This window comes from Actinomadura rudentiformis (assembly GCF_008923185.1).
GTDB lineage: Bacteria > Actinomycetota > Actinomycetes > Streptosporangiales > Streptosporangiaceae > Spirillospora > Spirillospora rudentiformis.
This window is the reverse complement of the sequence record NZ_WBMT01000026.1, coordinates 85100-104565: the sequence shown is the minus strand read 5'-3', so window position 1 is coordinate 104565 and position 19466 is coordinate 85100. Positions and strand designations below refer to the sequence as shown.

General features: G+C 69.2%; 21 protein-coding genes. 8 read left to right on the top strand and 13 right to left on the bottom strand.

Annotation, left to right across the window (positions count from 1 at the left end; translation table 11 throughout):
* Positions 1-14: 14 nt before the first annotated feature.
* The 6 genes from F8566_RS42140 to fdxA all read right to left on the bottom strand — a co-directional run bounded on the left by F8566_RS42140 (position 15) and on the right by fdxA (position 4244).
* The gene (locus tag F8566_RS42140; protein WP_151568671.1) at positions 15-440 is read right to left on the bottom strand and encodes a DUF350 domain-containing protein; all 426 of its coding nucleotides are present in this window, start codon (positions 438-440) and stop codon (positions 15-17) included.
* Positions 441-450: 10 nt separating this feature from the next.
* Complete coding sequence (locus tag F8566_RS42135) at positions 451-1080, bottom strand: DUF4247 domain-containing protein (RefSeq protein WP_192810136.1); 630 nt, start codon at positions 1078-1080, stop codon at positions 451-453.
* The gene (locus F8566_RS42130) at positions 1077-1568 is read right to left on the bottom strand and encodes a DUF2617 family protein (RefSeq protein ID WP_151568669.1); all 492 of its coding nucleotides are present in this window, start codon (positions 1566-1568) and stop codon (positions 1077-1079) included. The genes F8566_RS42135 and F8566_RS42130 overlap by 4 nt, the downstream gene beginning before the upstream one ends.
* Positions 1569-1572: 4 nt before the next feature.
* Entirely contained in the window at positions 1573-2190 is a 618-nt protein-coding gene (locus F8566_RS42125; RefSeq protein ID WP_151568668.1) for a DUF4178 domain-containing protein, read from the bottom strand.
* A 440-nt stretch (positions 2191-2630) separates the two neighbouring features.
* Positions 2631-3716, bottom strand: a complete 1086-nt coding sequence (dapC, locus tag F8566_RS42120; protein ID WP_151568667.1) for a succinyldiaminopimelate transaminase — start codon at positions 3714-3716, stop codon at positions 2631-2633.
* Between the two features lie 201 nt (positions 3717-3917).
* Complete coding sequence (gene fdxA / locus F8566_RS42115) at positions 3918-4244, bottom strand: ferredoxin (protein WP_131759039.1); 327 nt, start codon at positions 4242-4244, stop codon at positions 3918-3920.
* Between the two features lie 113 nt (positions 4245-4357).
* On the opposite strand from fdxA, the gene F8566_RS42110 reads away from it, so the two are divergent.
* On the top strand, positions 4358-4615 hold the full coding sequence (locus F8566_RS42110) for a putative acetyltransferase (RefSeq protein ID WP_151568666.1): 258 nt from the start codon (positions 4358-4360) through the stop codon (positions 4613-4615).
* A 23-nt stretch (positions 4616-4638) separates the two neighbouring features.
* On the opposite strand, the gene F8566_RS42105 is transcribed toward F8566_RS42110, so the two are convergent.
* The 4 genes from F8566_RS42105 to F8566_RS42085 form a co-directional block, all read right to left on the bottom strand.
* Positions 4639-5187 (bottom strand): hypothetical protein, encoded by a 549-nt coding sequence (locus F8566_RS42105; protein WP_151568664.1) that lies wholly within the window; start codon positions 5185-5187, stop codon positions 4639-4641.
* A gap of 732 nt (positions 5188-5919) precedes the next feature.
* The gene (locus tag F8566_RS42095) at positions 5920-6867 is read right to left on the bottom strand and encodes a polysaccharide deacetylase family protein (protein ID WP_225994015.1); all 948 of its coding nucleotides are present in this window, start codon (positions 6865-6867) and stop codon (positions 5920-5922) included.
* A gap of 453 nt (positions 6868-7320) precedes the next feature.
* On the bottom strand, positions 7321-8193 hold the full coding sequence (locus F8566_RS42090) for a crotonase/enoyl-CoA hydratase family protein (protein WP_151568662.1): 873 nt from the start codon (positions 8191-8193) through the stop codon (positions 7321-7323).
* Positions 8194-8257: 64 nt separating this feature from the next.
* Complete coding sequence (locus F8566_RS42085) at positions 8258-8602, bottom strand: hypothetical protein (RefSeq protein WP_151568660.1); 345 nt, start codon at positions 8600-8602, stop codon at positions 8258-8260.
* A gap of 130 nt (positions 8603-8732) precedes the next feature.
* On the opposite strand from F8566_RS42085, the gene F8566_RS42080 reads away from it, so the two are divergent.
* The 5 genes from F8566_RS42080 (at position 8733) to F8566_RS42060 (ending at position 13048) form a co-directional block, all read left to right on the top strand.
* A complete protein-coding gene (locus tag F8566_RS42080; RefSeq protein WP_192810135.1) occupies positions 8733-9515 on the top strand; it encodes a class I SAM-dependent methyltransferase in 783 nt (260 codons plus the stop codon).
* Positions 9512-10129 (top strand): hypothetical protein, encoded by a 618-nt coding sequence (locus F8566_RS42075; RefSeq protein WP_151568658.1) that lies wholly within the window; start codon positions 9512-9514, stop codon positions 10127-10129. The genes F8566_RS42080 and F8566_RS42075 overlap by 4 nt, the downstream gene beginning before the upstream one ends.
* Positions 10130-10267: 138 nt before the next feature.
* Positions 10268-10783, top strand: coding sequence for a hypothetical protein (locus tag F8566_RS42070; RefSeq protein ID WP_151568656.1), 516 nt, complete (start codon positions 10268-10270; stop codon positions 10781-10783).
* Positions 10784-11301: 518 nt separating this feature from the next.
* Complete coding sequence (locus tag F8566_RS42065) at positions 11302-11796, top strand: hypothetical protein (RefSeq protein WP_151568654.1); 495 nt, start codon at positions 11302-11304, stop codon at positions 11794-11796.
* A gap of 169 nt (positions 11797-11965) precedes the next feature.
* Positions 11966-13048, top strand: coding sequence for a trypsin-like serine peptidase (locus F8566_RS42060; protein ID WP_151568652.1), 1083 nt, complete (start codon positions 11966-11968; stop codon positions 13046-13048).
* A 325-nt stretch (positions 13049-13373) separates the two neighbouring features.
* Here F8566_RS42060 and F8566_RS42055 read toward each other — a convergent pair whose 3' ends face one another.
* Positions 13374-13658 carry a hypothetical protein gene (locus F8566_RS42055; RefSeq protein ID WP_151568650.1) on the bottom strand — a complete coding sequence of 95 codons (285 nt, stop codon included), beginning with the start codon at positions 13656-13658 and terminating at the stop codon, positions 13374-13376.
* Positions 13659-13947: 289 nt separating this feature from the next.
* Here F8566_RS42055 and F8566_RS42050 point away from each other — a divergent pair, with 289 nt between their 5' ends.
* On the top strand, positions 13948-15438 hold the full coding sequence (locus F8566_RS42050; RefSeq protein WP_192810134.1) for an alpha/beta hydrolase: 1491 nt from the start codon (positions 13948-13950) through the stop codon (positions 15436-15438).
* 53 nt (positions 15439-15491) lie between these two features.
* Here F8566_RS42050 and F8566_RS42045 read toward each other — a convergent pair whose 3' ends face one another.
* On the bottom strand, positions 15492-16256 hold the full coding sequence (locus tag F8566_RS42045) for an SDR family NAD(P)-dependent oxidoreductase (protein ID WP_151568646.1): 765 nt from the start codon (positions 16254-16256) through the stop codon (positions 15492-15494).
* 54 nt (positions 16257-16310) lie between these two features.
* Here F8566_RS42045 and F8566_RS42040 point away from each other — a divergent pair, with 54 nt between their 5' ends.
* Positions 16311-16664 carry an ArsR/SmtB family transcription factor gene (locus F8566_RS42040; RefSeq protein ID WP_225994014.1) on the top strand — a complete coding sequence of 118 codons (354 nt, stop codon included), beginning with the start codon at positions 16311-16313 and terminating at the stop codon, positions 16662-16664.
* Positions 16665-16723: 59 nt separating this feature from the next.
* On the opposite strand, the gene F8566_RS42035 is transcribed toward F8566_RS42040, so the two are convergent.
* Entirely contained in the window at positions 16724-19417 is a 2694-nt protein-coding gene (locus tag F8566_RS42035) for a TNT domain-containing protein (protein ID WP_151568642.1), read from the bottom strand.
* Positions 19418-19466: the final 49 nt, after the last annotated feature.

Here is a 19466-nt window from a genome sequence, read left to right as displayed (position 1 = left end):
GTCCCTCGACGAACTCAGGAAACGGCGCCCGCGACGATCGCGGCCACCGCGAGGTCTGCTGCGGCGACGACCCATCCGGCCGGGTGGATCGCCGTGCCCTCGACGAGGGTCGCGCCCAGTTTGCCCGGCGTGCTCGCATCGAGCAGGTAGAACGCGGCGACCATCAGCACGATGCCCAGCAGGCCGAAGACCGTCGTGTCGATGAGCCCCTGCCCAAGGTCGTTGTCGCTGGTCACGATCGCGGTGGTGACGATCGCGCCGACGCCGAGCAGCTTGGCCGACAGCAGCAGGGCCGCGCCGCGGTTGCCCTCGCTCCAGATCTGGTGGCCCAGGCGGCCCGGCGTCGTCACCTCCACGACCAGGTAACCCAGGGCCATCAGGGCGATGCCGAGCGCGCCGAACGCCAGCGTGGCCCCGGCCTCCTCCAGGACGTCGTTCATCCGAAGCTCCTCACTTGCCTGATCCGGGTCCGCCGCCGCGGAAGGACGCGGTGCCGTTGCGGTTCCAGCCGCCGCTGCCAGGACTCGTCCAGCGGGTGCCGACGTACGAGTGGTAGCGCCGGTAGCCGGAGTCGGGGTCGTCGACCGTGATCCGGCTGCCCGCGCCGTCGGGCAGGATCCCGACGACCGTCTTGGGGTACTGCAGGAAGATCCCACCCTGGGCCGCCGCCACCATGCTCACCGGGACGGCGCGTCCGTCTTGAGAGCTCCCACTGCCCTGGGCGTTCAACGCGACTCCCTGGGCGCTCACCGGGACTCCTTCGCCGCTCAGCGGGACTCCCTGGGCGCTCTGCGGGACTCCTTGGGCGCTCAGCGGGGCGGCGACGGGAGCGGCGGGCATGCCGGCCCCGCTGGCCAGCGCCAGAGCGTCCACCCGGTCGATCGGCTTGAACTTCTTCGCGATCTCACTGGCGACCTTCTGCGGGCTGTTTCCCGAGCGGTAGGTGTCGACGCTGAGCTTGTTGTACTTCTTGGCGATCCAGCCGCCCGGCTCGTCGTCACCCCTGATGAGGACGGCGATCAGGACGATCACTCCGATCACCGCGGCCACCACGCCGCCGATCAGCCACTTACGGTTCACGATTCGCTCACCAGCCGGCTTCGCGTCATGACGATCTCCCGGGTCTGCGGATAGGCATGCCAGGTGCGCCAGCCCAGCCCGTTGGCCGCCAGGGCGAGCGCGGTCACTGCATAGGGGGAGCCAGGGAAGGTCCCGGTCAGGGCGTCGTCCCGGTCGGCGAGGCGGGCGCAGAGGTCGTCGACGGCGGTGCCGAACGCGGCGTCGTCCTCATGGGTGACCGTCGTCGCGCCGAACTCGTACGACCAGCCGGGCAGCGCCTCGTTCACCCGGCCCGGCAGCGGCCCGGGACGGCCGGGCAGGCACGCGACGGTCTCGCTCACGGGCCCGGCGAGCACCTGGTGGGACGCGCCGAGCAGGCGCAGTTCCACGGCGAGCCCGGCGCGTTCGGCCGGCAGCACGGCCAGCGCGTCGAGCGCGGGGAGGCCGAGCGCGAACGACAGGGCGTCGGCGCGGCTGTCGACGTACGCGGTACGGAGGGTCGCGAGCAAGGGATCAGCTGCCCGAGTAGATCGTCAGCGTGCCGGTGGGGACACGCTCGCCGGTGCCGAGCTCCCACGGGCCGTCGCCGTACCGCTCGAACGACAGGTAGCGCCCGCCGGAGCCCTCGTAGTCGACGTACTCGACCCGGCCGCCCTCACCCACGCCGGTCGTGCCCTCGCTGCCGTAGTCGGCGGTGCCGTGCTCCTCGCGCCGGTATTCGACGCCGTCCACGACCAGCGTCTTCTGGTCGGGTTTGAGGTCACCGACCTCGTGCTCGGTCCACCAGACGACCTCCAGGTCGGGATCCTCCTCGACCGAGATCCAGACCTTCTGGTCGACGGTGTCGGCGTCCAGGAGGTGCTCGCTCCAGGTGAAGCCGCCCTCGCGCATGCGCAGCGAGCCGCGCACGAAGTAGCGGACGCCGAGGTACTCGATCATGTCACCGGCCTTGATCGTCCGCGGGTCGCCGCCCACCTCGTCCTCGGCGGCGAACGGATCGCGCGGCACGGCGCGTTCGGCGGCCTGCTCGGTGGCGCCACCGCCCGCACGCCGGCGCAGCATGACCACAATGATCACGACGAGCGCGATCAGAATGAGGGCCAGCAGTACCGGCACGACCGCCCCGCTCATGCGTCCTCCATCGATGCGTTGAAAACGCCTGCGTCCGAAAACGCCAGTGACCAGCGGATCTTATCGACATCGGGCGCCGCTGGGTATATGCGTCGTCTACTGTCCGTTCCCGGCCGGGTCCGGCAGAGTGATCAAGCCGGGTCCGGCAGAGTGATCAAGCCGGGTCCGGCAGAGTGATCAACCTGGGTCCGGCAGCGTGGCCAACCTGGGTCCGGCAGCGTGGCCAACCTGGGTCCGGCAGCGTGGCCAACCTGGGTCCGGCGGCGCGGCCAACCTGGGTCCGGCGGCGCGGCCAACCTGGGTCCGGCGGCGCGGCCAACCTGGGTCCGGCGGCGCGGCCAACCTGGGTCCGGCGGCGCGGCCATGACGGGTCCGGCAGCGCGGTCAAGACGGGTCCGGCGGCGTGGCCAATCCGGTCCGACCGGGTCGTCACCACGCGTTCAGAGGCGGGCGGCGGCCTCGGCCACGCGCTCGTCGGTGGCGGTGAACGCGATGCGGACGTGCCGTGCGCCGCCGGGCCCGTAGAACTCGCCTGGGCCGACGAGAACGCCGCGTTCGGCCAGGTAGGCGACGGTGTCCCAGCATTCCTCGCCGCGCGTCGCCCACAGGTAGAGCGAGGCCTCGGAATGGTCGATCCGGAAGCCGTGGCCCTCGAACGCGGCGCGCAGGACGGCGCGGCGGCGGGCATAGCGTTCACGCTGCTCGTCCACGTGGGCGTCGTCGTCGAACGCGGCGATCATCGCGGCCTGGATCGGGGCGGGCACGATCATGCCGGCGTGCTTGCGCACCTCCAGCAGCCGCTTGACCAGCTCCAGATCGCCGGTGACGAACCCGGCGCGGTAACCGGCCAGGTTGGACCGCTTGGAGAGCGAGTTGACGGCCAGCAGACCCTGGTGCGAGCCCTCGCAGACGTCGGGGTGCAGGATCGAGACCGGGGGGTGGTCCGGCTCCCAGCCGAACTCCAGGTAGCACTCGTCGCTCACGACGATCGAGCCGCGCTCGCGCGCCCAGGCGACCACCTTGCGCAGGTGCTCGGCGGGCAGGACCTTGCCGGTCGGGTTGGACGGCGAGTTCACCCAGACGATCTTGGGAGCGGCCGGGCCCAGGGACAGCAGGCCGTCGGTGGCGACCGGCTCGGCCCTGGCCAGCCGGGCGCCGACGTCGTACGTCGGGTACGCCAGCTCCGGAAAGACCACCTGATCGCCGGGGCCGGCGCCGAGCAGGGTCGGAAGCCAGGCCACCAGCTCCTTGGTGCCGATCACCGGCAGCACGGCCGCCGGATCCGCACCCGCCACGCCGGCGCGGCGGCGCAGCCAGCCCGCGACCGACTCGCGGAGCTCGGGGCGGCCATAGGTCATGGGGTAGCCGGGCGCGTCGGCGGCGGCGGCCAGGGCGGCGCGGATCGGCTCGGGAGTGGGGTCGACCGGAGTCCCGACCGACAGGTCGACGATGCCGCCCGGGTGCCGGCCGGCCAGTTCCTTGTACGGCTCCAGCCGATCCCACGGGAAGTCCGGCAGCGTGAACAAAACCCACTCCTCCTCAGACAAGGCCTCCGGCAGAGGCCCTGGACGATCTCAGGACAGAGCCCTGAACGGCCTCAAGGCCGTGACCCGTCCACCACAGGGTCACGGCCTTGAGGTTACGCAACTGTTCCTCGGTCCCGAGCCGGTGGGACGTCGGTCAACCCGGTCGATCCGCGGAGAGAACCCGGTCTCCTCGGGACGGACTCAGTCGTCCTGGGACTGCGGGGGCAGCGCCGCGACGATCGGGTGGTCCTTGTCGATCTTCCCGACCTTGGAGGCGCCACCCGGGGAGCCCAAGTCGTCGAAGAACTCCACGTTGACCTTGTAGAAGTCCTTCCACTGCTCAGGAACGTCGTCCTCGTAGTAGATCGCCTCAACCGGGCAGACCGGCTCGCACGCACCGCAGTCGACGCACTCATCCGGGTGGATGTAGAGCTGACGCTTGCCCTCGTAGATGCAGTCGACCGGGCACTCTTCAATGCATGCCTTGTCGAGCAGGTCCACACAGGGCTGCGCAATGACGTAGGTCACGTTCGTGACTCCTCTCGGGTTTCCCGGCCCCGCCGTTGGCCACGGCTCACCGCAAGCTCGCTGTGAATAGTATTGCCACCACGGCTCAGTCGATTCGACATGGGGGTCCTCACATGTCTGGCCGTTTCGCCGCCCGGCTGGTCGTCTCGATCACCGCCGCAGACGTCGGCCAGCGGATCTCGCTGCGTCGCCGTCTGCCTACGGGAGAGTACAGCGACGTGGTCGGCGTCCTCGAATCCTGGTCGGACGAAACGCTCCAGGTCCGCCGCCGCACCGGCGAACTGGTCGAAGTACCCGAGGGCATCATGGTGGCCGCCAAGGTCGTTCCTCCCACGCCCCCGCCCCGACGCCGCCGCACCACCGAAGACTGACCTTACGGCTGGGCGGTCGAGAATCAGTCGAGCAGCGCCATGGCGAGGGCGCCCATGAACCCCAAGGCCAGCGCGGACTGGACGAGGTGGGCCACCACGGCCTGGGCGGGCTCGGGGGCCTGGACGGGCACCGGTTCGCGGCCGCCGCCGGGCATGCGCGTGAGCTCGTTCAGCTGATCCCCGAAGCCCGGGCTGCGCATGATCAGGCCGGATCGCGGTGCGGCCAGGCTGATCCGGGCCCCGTCACGTTCCTCCGCCTGGACGAGGCGGCCGAACAGCGTCGGGACCACAACGAACCGGACGACCCGTTCCCAGGCCACCTCCGCCTGCCGCCCGGCGAGCCGGTTGGTCAACCCATCGGGCCACGCCTCCGTGACTCCGCAGTTGAGTATCACCAGGCTGCGCGCCGCGAAGGCGGTCGCGCCGAACCCGACGATCAGGGCGGTGACCGAGGGGTCCAGGATGCCCGCGAGCAGGAGCACGGGACCGGCGGCCAGTGCCGGTATCGCGATCAACGGGCTGCGCCGCTCCGGATGCAGGCGCAGCACAGGTTCTCCGGAGGTACGACCCATCCCCATCCCGATCAACTTGAGGCAACCCCAGGCAAAGCCTCGGCAATGACTGAGACGCCGCCGCACGCCCCATGGTCGCCACCCGCGCCGGGCTTCACAAGATGTGCTGAGGGTCACTATGGAGGCGCCCGAGAATGCGGTGGCAACTGAGGACGAGGCGTACGCATGCCTCGCGATGGGTCTACACGGACATCACGCTGTGGGCACCCGCCGCAGCGGCAGCCGGGCCGGGAGCCGAACGGCCACGGCACGGTAGTGGCGGCCGGAAGCGAACGGGCGCACATTGTGCTGCCCACCATCGCGAGCAGAATGAAGCCATCTGCGGGATCGCCTCACGTCTAAGGCCTGCCCGCATCCCCATTCGGCCCAAGACGGGCGGACTCTCAGAGCCGTCGACCTGTGCGTGCGCGACGGGCGTGTCTCCAAGGCAACCCAAGCCCAGCCACGCACCTGTCGTCTCACTCCACGATGCAGGCACCTGGACGCCACTCGCCACGGGCGCCGACCTTGAGACAGTCCCCAGTCGCACCACTGCAGGAACGAAAAAGACCGCGCTACCAGGGAGGGCCGCGGGACGGCCCGTCCAGGCTGTGCCCTTGATCGGCCTGACTCGAGCACGTCGCCGTCCCGGGCGAGGTAGAGCTCCGGCGAGGCGCTGGCCATCTCCAGTCCCGGCAGCCGCAGCGTCATCGCGTACTCCGCCGAATGCCGCCGCGCGTGACGCGCTCGCTATCAGGAAGCAGGTGCGGACGGAGCAAGCGGCGTCGCGCTCGGCGTCCACGACGGTGATGGTGAAGGCGGCCCTCCGCTAGGCGCGCGGCCGGGGCCGCCGCTTGGCCCGCTGGATGGCGTGCCACTCGGGCTGCCGGATGGCGTGCCGCTCGGACTGGCCGGTTTGGGCTTGGGCAGCGGCCGCTCGGCCTGAAGGTACTGGTGACCGGGCTTGAGCGTCTGTCCCTGGAAGATCTGGGAGACGGTCACGAACGTGAACCCACGGCGCTTGAGTCCGGACAACACCTGGGGGATCGCGTCCACGCTCGCCGGGTGGATGTCGTGGAAGAGCACAATGCCGCCGCTCTCGGGCTCGCTCGTTCCGATGCGGATGTTCGTGCTGACGCTGCGGTGCTGCCAGTCCAGTGAGTCGACGCTCCAGAGGATCTGCGGCATCGCCACGGCACGTCCCACGCGGGCGTCGGTCGCTCCGTACGGCGGTCGGAACATCGTCGGCCTGACCCCGGACGCCGCCTGAATGGCATCGTTCGTGCGCTGTACCTCTGCACGCACGGCGCTCGACGACAACTCTGTCATTTCCGGGTGCGACCAGCTGTGGTTGGCAACCTCATGCCCCTCTTGGACCATGCGCTTCAGCAGCGCCTCATTGCCCGCCACGTTCTGGCCCAACATGAAGAACGTGGCGCGCCCTCCGGCTGCTTTCAGGTCGTCCAGAAGTCGCGCGGTGTGTTCGCCAGGTCCGTCGTCAAAGGTCAGGGCCACGCACTTGGCCTTCATACAGTCGACGGGCGGCGCCGTCGGTGTGGGTGTGGGCGAAGGCGAGATCGTCTTGACCGCTGCCCGCTGCCGTGCCGTCTGCCTCTCCCGGCCGTTCGTGTCCTCGCAGGCGAATGCGGCCAGCATTACCCCGGCCGCGACGAGAACAACGGAATAACTGCTTCGCACCACGAACCCCCGAACGTGTCGCCCCGTGCGACTGAATACCCTCCGTCGCTCTAGTCACACACATCCGCAAAACCCGTTCCGCACCTGCGGGGGCGATACGACCGCAGCCCAGGCACAAGACAACCGCATGGCCAGGCACAGGCGACCGCTAGTCAGCCACAACTGTCCCCATGCCAGGCAACCACGAGGCCAAACCCGCAGGAGAACGCGCGGCCCGGCGCACAGGCAAGGCAGAGCACACGTGAGTGGCTGCAGGCCAGGCGACCAAGCCCGTAGGTGATCGTGGCCTGAAGCACAGGCGAGGCGGAGGACGTGCGGGTGATTGCGGGCTGGGTGACCGCGCCCTGGAACGCCCCAGGCGACCGTGAGGTCGGCGCACAGGCTACGCAGGACCGGGCAGCTGCGGGCGATCGCTTGTCCAGGCGCGGGTGACTGGGCGGCCGGGCTGCTTCAGGGTCAGCGGAGGGGCCAGTCGGGGACTTGGGCGGGGAGGTCGGTGCTGACCCGCATTGGGAATTTCGCCGGGCGCTTCTCCAGGAACGATGTCACGCCCTCGTTCGCGTCTGGGGCGCCGCCAAGGGCCGCCATCAGGCGGGAATCGGCGGCGTGTGCGTCCCAGGGGGAGGAGGCCGACAGGCCCGACCACATGAGGCGCCGAATGGTCGCCACTGACACGGCCGAGGTGTTGTCGGCGATCTCCCTGGCCAGTTCGTACGCCGCTGGGAGGAGTTCGTCCGGTTCGTACAGCCGCGACACGAGGCCGCCGTTGAGAGCCTCTTGGGCGTCGAACACGCGCCCGGTCGCAGCCCACTCCATGGCCTGGGCGATGCCGACGAGGCGTGGCAGGAACCAGCTCGACGCCGCCTCGGTGACGATGCCGCGCCGCGCGAACACGAAGCCGAATTTCGCCTTCTCGCTCGCCAGCCGGATGTCCATGGGCAGGGTCATCGTCACGCCCACGCCGACCGCCGCGCCGTTGAACGCGCCGATGACGGGCTTGAGGCAGCGCGCGATCCGCAGCGCGACCGTGCCGCCGCCGTCCCGGGGCGTGCCGTCCTCCAGGACGTCGTCCTCCCCGGCGAACATGTCCTGCGACTTCTCCTTGTTGAAGGTGTCGCCGCCACCCTCGAGGTCGGCGCCGGCGCAGAACGCCTTGCCCGCTCCGGTGACCACCACCACCCGCACGTCGTCGTCCGCGTCGATCTTGTCGAACGCGTCGAGCAGCTCCGCGCGCATGACGTACGTGTACGCGTTCATCCGTTGTGGCCGGTTCAGGGTGATCGTGGCGATCCCGTCCTGAACCCCGTACTCGATCTCGGTGTACGACACCCTGCGGCCCCTCTCGCCAACGTTTAGAACGACATTCTAGGAAAGCCGTTGGCCAGGGCGCCCGTCAGGTGGCGGCAGCGGGGAAGAGCCGAGTCAGGACATCGCGGCGCCAGTCGTCCAGCGAGCCCTCGAAACCGTGCGGCGGCAGCGGGACCAGCTCGCCGTTCTCGACCTTGAGCTGGATCGTGACGCCCGGCGCCAGCTCCAGTTGCTCGGGCACGTCCTTGCCGCCGGCGGCCAGACGTTGCGCCAGCGCGCCCATCACCTGGGCCCAGCCCTGGCCGAGATAGGGCGGCAGCGCCACAACGCGGAGCTCCGGCAGACCACCCGCCGCCAGGCCGTGCGTACGCAACATCAGGCCGTCGTCACGCTCGATGCCCGCGATCCTGACCTCTTCTCGCTCGCCCATATCCGTGACCCTACGCCGAGCGACGTTCCGGCCCGTTCCCGGGTTGAGCTGCGTGATCAACATCACCGGTGAACAGCCTGGATGTGGGAAGGTCGCGTCGAGGTGGCCCTTTGTCGGATAAATTACGACAGTGAATTGGGCCGTGACGACGTACGACTCCGCGTTCGGGTACGTGTCCGCGCACGGCGCTCCGCTGGTCGACCTGCTCGACCCCCAACCGGGGGAACGGGTCATCGATCTTGGCTGCGGCGCCGGCACGTTCAGCGCGGAGATCGCCGAGCGCGGTGCCGACGTGCTCGGCATCGACGGTTCCCTCGACATGGTCGCGCAGGCCACAGCCCACTACCCGGGCCTGTCGTTCGCCGTAGGTGACGCCCACAACTTCACCACGAGCGAGTCGTTCGACGCGGTGGCCTCCAACGCCGCCCTGCACTGGATGACGCGCGACCCCGACGCGGTGATCGCCAGCGTGCACGCCGCCCTCCGCCCCGGCGGCCGCTTCGTCGCCGAGATGGGCGGCGCCGGCAACTGCGCCGAGCTGATCGCCGCGATGCAGACCGCATGGCGCGTCTTCGGCCTGGGCGAGCCGGAGCTGCCCTGGTATTTCCCGAGCCCTGCCGAGTACACCAACCGCTTGGAGGAAGGCGGCTTCACCGTCCGCCTCCTGGAGTACGCCGACCGCCCCACGCGCATGACGGAGGGGCCGAACGGCGCGGCCGACTGGGTCCGAACGTACGCCGCGAGCGCCATGGCCGATGTACCGCCCGAGCTGGTCGAGCCGCTCCTCGGCCGCATCAACGACCTCGCCGCCCCGGCGCTGCGGCGCGAGTCCGGCTGGGTGGCCGACTACGTCCGCCTGCGCTTCGCCGCCGTCCGCAAGCCGGACGGCAAGAGTCCCCTCGACGTCCTGTGAGGCTGTACGACCACCGGACCGGCCAGGTCGAGGAGCTTCCTCGCAGGCTGCACATCCATGTCCCGTCCGGTGCGAGCAGAGTCCTCGTCGTGGCCGACCTGCTCCGCCGCGTGGCCCAGCGGGCCAAACACCGTCCAGTGACCGTGACCCGCGCCGCCGCCGTCCCCGCCGCCCCGGCCTTCAACATCCCCGACCTCGAGGTCGCCGCCCCACCCGACGCGATCGAGGTGTCCCCCGCCCCCGATGCCCACCTGGTGGTCCATGAGATCCCCGACGAGCGGACCGCCGACCCTCTGACCATGCGCCTCGCCTGGCTCCGCATCCACCACCGCGATCCGGACGACGTTGACCTCCACAGGGCCGAGAGCGACCTCGCCTCTTGGCGCAGCCTGATGGCCGAGTGGGCAAATGCCCCCGGCCGCCCCCTGAACCGCGAGTACGTGGCGGAGGCCGAGTCCGCGCTTGTGAACGACCTGGACAGCCCCACCGCCCTGGCCGTCCTGGACCGCCTGATCGCCGATCCCGACGTACAACCCGGCGCCAAACTGGAAACGGTCATCCACCTGGACATGCTCCTGGCGCTGGACCTGGTCCGCGACATAGGCCGCACCTAATCATCCCTGCCGGAAATCGCAGGTAAAACTGCGCGAAGCGTGGGTGAACGAGCAGATCCGGATGTATCCCTGACTCCCCCACCGCCCCGCCTTGGCCTCGCTAGCGTGCTGCCGATCTGACGGCGCGGAGGAGGGCACATGAGGGGCGAATCAGCGCTGCCGTTCATGCTCCTGGTTAGCGCCTGCACGGCCCCCGCAGGAGCCACCGGCATGTTCCAGCCCAACGGCGCCCAAGAGCCCTCTCACGCCATGCCCCAGCCGCCGGGAGGCCAGGCCGCCCTATCGGCCTACCGTCGCTTCCACGAGGCCTTTGAGCGCGCTCTGGAGACCAACGACCCGAGCCTCATCAACGAAGTAACCACCGGCCCTGAGGCCCGGCACCTCCACAAGGTCATCCGGGCCAACCGCCGCGCCGGCCTGATCCAGCGCAGCCACGCCGTGCCGCACCCTCGCCTAACAGCCCTCCGCGCCCCAACGGCCCAAATCATCGACTGCGTCACAACGTCCGGGATGTGGACGTACAGAGCCCGCACAGGAGCCCGCGTAGGCGCCCCGCCCAAGCCGCAACGCAATCTCCTCTACGCGACCCTCCACCTGACCAACGGCACCTGGAAGGTCTCGAACATCACCCACCCGCGGAACCCCAAGTGCTAACCCATCCGTGCGCCACCCAATCGGCCCCGCAACTACCAACCACCCGGCCCTCATCGTTCCGCCGCAACCGGCTACCCACATCCCGCAGCCGGGCGGCGTGGGGTCAGCCAGTCGCCGCAGCCGGTGGCCCCAGTCCGACCCACCTCGCCGCCAACGCAACCGCCAACCCCGCCCTCGGATCCCAACTGGCGGCCGCCCAGGACCGTCGTCACAGCCAGACACCCGGCCGTCGACCGCGAACTCTGAGGCCGGGGCAAGCCGCGTTCTACTCCACCGCTGCACGAGCCTTGGGGCGTAGGAAGCAGATCCCACCCATGGCAGCAACTCAGGCCGTAGTTGCAGCCGCGCTACTCATCTTCGTGACGCCAACGTCAGCAGCCGCAGACGCCAACTGCGGTCGCCCAGATGGCGGCGACTGGCTGTGCAACATCTCCGCTGGCAACAACCACTCCGCTCCCAGAGGAGGCGTCGGCGCCCCCAAGAGTGACAGCGGCGGCCCCTCAATCGAGGTTGAGCCCATGTGCGCGCCCACAGGCGGCGCCGACCACTGCATCACGCTCCCGGAGGCGCCCCGTACGAGCACAGCCGACGTCGCGCAGATGGCCATGGACGCCATCGTCCTGCCGGCTCCCAGGCCGCACACGAGCCCTAGAGGCCGTACTTGGGTCGGCCTCCGTACGTTCCTTTGGATCGACCGAAACACCTGGCGGCCCCGCCAGGCCAGCGTCGCCGTAGACGGCCAAACGGTCAGCATCACCGGACGCCCGACTCACGTCGACTGGGACATGGGCGAGGCCAGCATCACCTGCCAGGGCCCAGGCGTTCCCCACCAAGGCACGTGCTCGTACACCTACCGCCGAGCCGCCTCGCACCAGGTCAGCGCCACCGTCTACTACGCCGTCTCGTGGACCTGCGTGGGCGCCTGCGACACGCCCGGCGGCACGTTCGGCCCGCTTCCGGCTACCACAAACCTGCGGCTAGTGATCGGCGAGATCCAGACTTCGACACGCTGAACGACCGGATCCGGCCGGAACCACCGCCGCATTTTCGGACAAACAGCCTCATCCGCCACCACCGAGACATGCACCACTAAATAAGGTTCTTGACGCATACCTCCCAGTACCGGTTAGCTCTTTCGCTCGGAACCCCCCTCAAAGCAAGCTCCTTACGGAAGGCAGCAGGTTGCGTCTTTCATCCCCTCGAATTCTCATCGCGGGCGCCTCTGTGGTGGCGCTGGCGGCTGCCGGCGGCGTGGCCGTCGCGGCCACCGGCGACACCCCGTCCAAGCCCGCCGCCAAGACCGGTGCCGCCGCACAGGCGGACCCGAACGCCCTGGTTGAATCCTTCACGCCCAAAACGTCCGACGCGGCCATCAAGGCCACAACTCCGGCGCGCGTCGCGGCCTCCAAGCCGCTCAAGATGCCGACGATCAACGCCGCCCCGGCCTCGGAGGCCCAGGCATCGGCTCTCAGCTCCGGCCCCGTGTTCGAAGGCGCGCCGACCGAGCCGACGGTGAAGGACAAGGCCTCCGCCTCCGCCCAGGGAATGGCCTCCACCCAGGCAGTCGTCGAGGCCAGGGTCTGGACGAGGCACAGGAGCGCGCCGGCAAAGATGATCGGCAAGCTTCTCTTCGATACGCCGCAAGGCAAGAACGCTCACTGCAGCGCAACGGTCATCACGGCCAAGAACAAGCGCACTGTCTGGACCGCAGGACACTGCGTCAACAGCGGAGGCAAGAACGGCAGGAGGGGCAGGGACTACTGGAACTTCCGCTTCATCCCTGACCTCCCGGCCAAGCACACGGTCTGGCGCATCGACAGGGTCGTCACGCTTCAGGGCTGGACCAAGCACAGCAACCCCGCGTACGACATCGCGGCCGTCACGACCCGCGGCAAGATCCAGAACTACACCGGCAGCCAGGGTTACTCCTTCGGTTACAAGAAGCGCGCCTACCGCATGTGGAGCTTCGGCTACCCGGCCAACCGCATCCCCGGCTTCAAGCGGTACGCGAACAACAACCTGCTCCGCTACTGCAACGGCAACACCTTCGGAATTCGTTACCGGAACGCCAGCGGCGTTCACCTGGGAATGAAGTGCACCATGGGCCAGGGCGCCAGCGGCGGCCCCTGGATCTACGCCCCGAACCGCAAGGGCTACGGCAGGATCGCGGGCATCAACAGCATGCACGCCAACCGCACCAAGGACATGTACTCCCCGTACCACGGCTCCGCCGCGGTGGCCGTCTACAAGGCAGCCTCCAAGTAGTCTCAACAGCACCAAAGGACGCCCCCGCCGACCCGGCGGGGGCGTTCTGTCGTCCGAAACAATTCGGGTCGTTTCGCAAGTTGATCCCGACAATCTCGCAAATCCGCCGTTTGCTCTTGCCTCACGGCGAGTTCGGCTCGATCCAGACCGAATCTCGACAGCAGCTTCGCCAAAGCATGGCTCGGTCTGCCAAGGCCCTGGCGCGCTAGGCCACCACCCTCGGTTCAGCTCTCACCACGACCAGATTGCCCGGGTAGCCGACGCGAGGGGCTCCACAACGGCTATTCCGTTACTGGCCTCGGAATGCAGTATCTGGCTGTCACCGTCAGGCTTCGGATCCACCCAACCGGCTTTCAAGAGCGCGGACCATGTTGTCCACGGCCTCCCCGGGCGAGGCGGACTCTACTTCGAGGACGAGGTATTTGGACTCGCGAACGGGTGAGCCAGCGGCGTTGGTGGTGCTGACGGTGGTGACCAATCGACCGGCGCTCTGGATCTCATCTGTCGCCCTCGTTGAAAGAAAGTGCGTGGGCGGGAGCGAGTGGTAAATCAAGAGGCCGAGCACGGCCATTCCGGCCACTGCACCGATGCCCAACTTGCCGATGACCAAGCGCCGACTCACCGATCCCTCCGCTCACCTGTCTGCATTCATTCGAACCAAGATCGTCCCGGATGGTGCTCCCGTGCAAGGAACTGGCCGGGACCGGACCGGTGAGGCGGACCGAGGGTCAGGGAAGGTGGCGAGTCCTGCCAGGGCGATGATGCGCCGTCGAGTCGTGCGCTGCCTCCAAAGTCGGAAGTTTGTCCGAAACAGCCTAGAGGGTTGACTCAATCGTGATCTGGCGTCACCAAGATCTCTTCAACCCCGTTCGCACTCCAAGTACAGGGAGTCTGTCTTCGTGACCCGCCTGGGCCGTACGGCCGGAGTCCTGATCGCATGCGCCGCCGTCGTCGTTTCGGGGTCCGCCCCGGTGCAGGCGGCGCCCAAGAAGATCAGCTGGAAGAGGTGTGCCGACGATCGGACGGCGCAGTGCGGCTACGTCAGCGTTCCGATCAACTGGGGCAAACCCAAGCGGGGACGCATCAAGATCGCCGTGGCGCGGGTTAAGGCGAAGAATCCGAAGAAGCGGCTGGGTGTGCTCTTCGTGAATCCGGGAGGGCCGGGGGGATCGGGGATCGACTTCGCCTTGGATCGGGCCGGGTTGTCCAAGCAGATTCGGGAGCGGTACGACATCGTCGGCTTCGACCCGCGGGGTGTCGGCCGCAGCCATGCTGTGAAGTGCGGGAATGTCGGCAAGGCGCCGCGGAGATATCCGGGGAGTCAGAAGGGCTTCGGGAACCTGAAGGCGTACCAGGGCAAGCTCTACAAGGCCTGCCGCAAGAAGACCGGGTTGCTCTATGACTTCTTGGGGGCGGGGAGCGTCGCCCGGGACATGGATGCCATCCGGGCCGCGCTTGGGGCTCAGAAGGTTTCTTACTACGGACGCTCGTACGGGACGTGGCTCGGCCAGCGGTACGCGGAGATGTTCCCCAAGCGGGTCAAGCGAATGACGCTCGACGGCGCCATGAATCACCAGGTGAAGGGTGCTCTGGCCTTTTCTGTGGATGAGGCGAAGGGGCTCGAGGCTGGTTTTCTTCAGTTCGCCAAGTGGTGTCCTACGTCCAAGCACTGCGGATTGCGCGGCAAGGACCCGGTCAAGGTGCTCGACGCGTTGATGCTGCGGGCCGAGAAGGGGCGCCTGCACGAGATCGGCGAGCCCAAGGTGCGGTTGACTCCGCCCGAGCTGGCACAGATGGTCCGCAACTCGATGTACGAGCCGATCGCCTGGGCGCAGCTGAGCGAGGAGCTGAAGGAGCTCAGCCGGCAGAAGGAGCGGGTCGTGAAGGCGTACGGGGCGAACGAGGAGCCGGACGGGGCCTTCGCCGGGATCCTGTGCACCGACTGGTCGTTCCCGATCAAGAACTACAAGCAGCTCGCGGACGTACGGGCCAAGACGCGCCGGGCCGCTCCGCACGTACGGCTCAACCCGCTGGGATGGGAGGCCATCACGGCGTGCATCGGACGGCCCCGGGGCGCCAAGGACCCGCAACGGCCGTACCGGATCAAGGGTGTGCAGCCCATCCTGGTGGCGGGCAGCCTGGGTGACCCGGCGACCGTGTATCCGTGGGCGGTCGGCGCCCAGCGGGGCATCCCTGGTGCCGCGCTGCTCACGTACGAGGGCGCTGGGCACGGGGCCTACGGACTGAGTGGATGTGCGCGCAAGACCATCGACACGTACCTGCTGAACGGAACGAAGCCCGCGCCAGGCGCGCGTTGCCCGGCCCGGATGCCTGACTTCAGCCAGATGCGTGCGGAGGACGTGCCGCGCGACTCCGTACGGCGCTTCTGACGACCTGCTGGTAGGGCGGCTCCCGTCCCGCGCAGGGGCGGGAGCGTTCCCCATCAGGTGAGTTCCAGGCCGCCGTCGATGGTGAGGACCTGGCCGGTGAGCCAGGTGGTGGCCGGGTCTGCCAGGCGCAGGATCCAGGCGGCGACCTCGTCGGGTTCGCCGCGGCGGCCGAGTGGGATGCGGGCGGCCTCGTCCTGCTTGATCTGCTCGATGGCCGCCTCGGAGAGGCCCGCGGCGGCCAGAGCCTCGCTTTCGGTCGGGCCAGGCGCCAAGGCGTTGACGCGGATGCCGTCGGCGGCGAGTTCGACCGCCCAGCTGCGAGTGAGCTGTTCGAGGGCGGCCTTGGAAGCGGCGTAGTGGGCCGCACCGGGCAGCGGCCGGTGGCCGTAGGTGCTGGAGACGTTGACGATCGTTCCCCTGACTCGGCGGAGGTGGGGCAAGGCGGCGTTGGCCAGCAGGCTGGGCGCGGTGACATTGAGGTCGAACAGCGCACTGATGCCGTCTGCGGTGGTGGCGTCCAGAGGCATCACCTGGGTGGCGCCGGCGTTGTTGACCAGAACGTCCACGCGGCCCCAGCGGCCAATGGCGGCGTCGGTCACTTCCCGGGGTGTGTCCGGTGCGCGCAGGTCGGCTGAGTACGTGACGATCCCGGGGTGTGCGCTGGCGGTCTCGGCCAGGGCGTCCGTGCGGCGCCCCACTGCGAGCACGTGGGCCCCGGCGCGGGCGAACGTGTGCGCGGTGGCGCGCCCGATGCCCGATCCGGCTCCGGTGACGATGGCGACCCGGCCGGCGAAGTCATCGTGCTGGTGGGCGATCACACCTGCTCCTTCGTTCGACGTTCGTAGAACATCGAACAAAGTAACATGGTCATCATGAAGCAGGCACGGCACCCCGAACCGGCCGAGATGACCCTCATCGACGTGATGGGGGCGCTCAGTGATCCGATCCGTGTGGGGCTGGTGCGGGTGCTGGCCGATGGCCGCGAGCGGGGTTGGGGCGAGTTGCGCGCCCCGGTGGCCAAATCGACTCTCAGCCACCATCTGCGCGTGCTGCGCGACGCCGGGGTGACACGTACCCGGCAGGAAGGCACCCGCTGTTTCGTCGAGCTGCGCCGCAGCGACCTGGACGCCCGCTTTCCCGGACTGCTGAACGCCGTGCTCGGCGCGGCCCACGGCGACGACGTCGGCAGCCAAGTGGGTCTGGCCACCGACACGATCGCCACCTGAATCGCCGCCCCAAGGCCCGATTGCCTCGGGCGATGCCGTGTGTTACCGGGCGAGGTGGGTCAGCCTTCGTAGAGCGTTCCGTCGGCGAGGAGGTCGGCGATCGAACGCGGGAAGACATAGGCCGTGCCACCGCCGGGCTGGTCGAACCACGGCACCGCGATGCCGGTCAGCACTCGGCACGTTCGCTGCAGACGGTAGGAGTGGTACGGGTGGTTGGCCCACTCTGGCGGCAGGGATCGTTCGGCGAACGGCGTCCTTAGCGCGTACGTGACGTTGCCTGTCGGCGCGCCATAGCGGTCCACGATCGTGCCTGCCGGGAGCTCGATCTCCTGCCTGTCGCGGAAGAGGCTCAGCGGCGGCTCGCCGGGAAGCGGACTGATGGATTCGGCGGCGGACGGCGGCGGCGGCTGATGCTGTTCGGCGGGCGGAACGAGGAGCAGCGAGCCGAGGAGGTATGCGGCGGCCTTGCCTGCGGCATCGAAGTCGGCCGCCTGCCTGCGTTCCCCGTTATGGAGGGCGAACACCGACCAGCGACTCTCCTCGTACACCATGCACCACGCGCCCTCGGCCGCCTCCTGCAGGCGATATGCGGACGGCGGCACGGCCAGGTCGCCCAATCGCTGCTCCAGACGGCGGAGCACCTCGGCGGGACTGGCAGGCCGGTCGTTCGGGGCCGCCACCTGCGGTTGAACGTGGGGTGCGGGCGCCGGACCGGGCGGAGGCGGAGGCGGGGGCATGACGGGCTCCGCCAACGGCTCGAAGACCGTCGCGGCGGCGGCTGGAGGCGGTGGGGCAGGCTGCTGAGCTGACTGCACCACCTCAGCGGCAGGCTCGAAAACGGTGGCCGCGGCGGGCGGTTGCCCTGCCGACGGTGCGGCGGGTGGCTGTCCGGCCGATGGCGGCACGGGCTCGAAGACCGTCGCTGCGGCATGGGCCTGCCCTGCGGCATGAGGCGGCGCGGCTGACGGCGAGGGCGCGGGTGGCGGCGGCGCAGCCGATGGTGCGGCGACAGGCCAGGGTTCGGTGGAGGGCGACGCTACAGGAGGCGGCGGCGTGGGGTGCCCGGCGGACGGCGCAGGGGCGCCAGGTGGCAGCGGAGGAGGCTGGGGCATAGGGACGGGGCCGCCCGGCGGAAATCCCGCGGACGGCGCGGCGGGGGCTGTCGGCGGAGGTGTGGGGGCATGCCCGGCAGGCAGCGCGGAGGCAGGATGCGGCGCGGCAGGCGCCGACGAGCCGGGCACGGCAGGTGGCGGGGGCGGAGGTGGGATGACGGGGATCGATGACGCGTCCGAGCCGATGGCTGGAGCCGGTGCGGCCGGAGGCGGTGGGGATGCGGAGGCGGAAGACGGTTGGTACGCGTCAGGACCGGAGGCAGGGGCTGAAGCCGGCAAGGGAGGAGGCGGGGATGAATCTGAGCTGGAAGAAGGGACCGACGCGGGCGACGGAGTGGGGGGAGGCGGCGACGGGGACATGATGAGGTCGCTGGCGGCGCCCATGGTGTCGCTGTCGACCTCGGGGACCTGAAAGCCCATGGCGCGGATATGGGCGACCAGTTCGGGTTCTGGCGGGATGCCATGTTCGCGCAGGTAGTAAGCCGTGCCACCGGACCAGACCCAGGTGCCATCGGTGTGGAAGGTGAGCGGCACATTCTCACCCCGGGACGGGTCGACCATGTCCTTGCCGTACGAACGTGCGGCCAGCACGATGGGGGCCTTCCGCAGGTATTCGACGACCCGCTCGACCTCCTCCGCCGGGACCGCCGGCCGGGAGACCGACGGTTGATCTCCGTTGGGCCCCATGTCGTCGAAGAGCCGCGCCTCACGCAGCCCCTGCGGCGCGCCCTGCGGGGCGTCCGGCTGCTGAGTCTCGTTCAGGCGACGGGTCATCCACTCGGGAACGTCCGTACGCGGGAAGCGCTCAAGCTCTCGCCGGACGTCCTCCGCAGTCGGCTCGGGGTTGAAGGCGGGTTCCTCGTCCCACGTGTACTTGGCCTGGCACGACACCTGCGAGTTCTCGAACACCACCTGGAAGTCGATCCGCGACCACGCCCGCCCCCGGTTGTACATGCCTGCACGCAGGCGGTCGAAGAGAACCCCGGCCGAGGCGGGCGGGGCCGGGAAGGCCATGGTGCCGTCGGCCTTGTGCACCAGCAGCGGCGGGAACTGCACGTTCTCCCCCACCGCCTGGTAGTGCCCGGAAATCATCCGCCACAGCGGCGGCGCGTGGTCGGCGAGGACGAGGGAGATCTCGTTGGAGAGCAGTTCCATCTGCTCGATCGGGTTGAGCGGCTGCACGTTCTGCGCGAGCCCGTGGTCCGGCTCGCGGCCTTCCAGCCGGGCGCGCAGCCAGTCCGGGGTGTACGCGGCGTCGCGCGGCAGGACGATCTGGTCGCGGCGCCAGGCGTCCTGCGGGATCGGCGGGTTCCACTCCGGGTCGTAGTCGAAGTTGTAGAGCCGCTGCGGCTCCGATCCGGGCTCGATCATAAAGAGCACCGAGAACCAGGTGCCCCGCTCGGGGACGTAGTGCGCGCGGCGCAGCTCACCCAGCAGATCGGTGAGCTCGGACGGCACGGACTCCGCCGTCGCGGCCTTGCCGTTCTCCTGGAGAACGGTCAGCGCGATGTCGTTCACCGCGACCGTGGCGACGCAGTGCAGGTCGATGCGCTGCCAGCCAGGAGGCGCCAGCTGCGCCCCGAACCGGATGATCTGATCTTCAAGCGCCGCGATGCGCTCGTTCCGCCCCGACACAGACATGTCCCCTTCGACTCCCGATTCGCCGCGTTCGGCAGGGTATCGGCATCCG

What these genes read in the sequence shown, in the direction of transcription:
- F8566_RS42140 (WP_151568671.1), bottom strand. Translation starts at nt 440, where the DNA reads ATGAACGACGTCCTGGAGGAGGCCGGGGCCACGCTGGCGTTCGGCGCG.
- F8566_RS42125 (WP_151568668.1), bottom strand. Translation starts at nt 2,190, where the DNA reads ATGAGCGGGGCGGTCGTGCCGGTACTGCTGGCCCTCATTCTGATCGCG.
- F8566_RS42110 (WP_151568666.1), top strand. Translation starts at nt 4,358, where the DNA reads ATGTCTGGCCGTTTCGCCGCCCGGCTGGTCGTCTCGATCACCGCCGCA.
- F8566_RS42105 (WP_151568664.1), bottom strand. Translation starts at nt 5,187, where the DNA reads ATGGGTCGTACCTCCGGAGAACCTGTGCTGCGCCTGCATCCGGAGCGG.
- F8566_RS42085 (WP_151568660.1), bottom strand. Translation starts at nt 8,602, where the DNA reads ATGGGCGAGCGAGAAGAGGTCAGGATCGCGGGCATCGAGCGTGACGAC.
- F8566_RS42070 (WP_151568656.1), top strand. Translation starts at nt 10,268, where the DNA reads ATGAGGGGCGAATCAGCGCTGCCGTTCATGCTCCTGGTTAGCGCCTGC.
- F8566_RS42065 (WP_151568654.1), top strand. Translation starts at nt 11,302, where the DNA reads ATGTGCGCGCCCACAGGCGGCGCCGACCACTGCATCACGCTCCCGGAG.
- F8566_RS42040 (WP_225994014.1), top strand. Translation starts at nt 16,311, where the DNA reads ATGAAGCAGGCACGGCACCCCGAACCGGCCGAGATGACCCTCATCGAC.
- F8566_RS42035 (WP_151568642.1), bottom strand. Translation starts at nt 19,417, where the DNA reads ATGTCTGTGTCGGGGCGGAACGAGCGCATCGCGGCGCTTGAAGATCAG.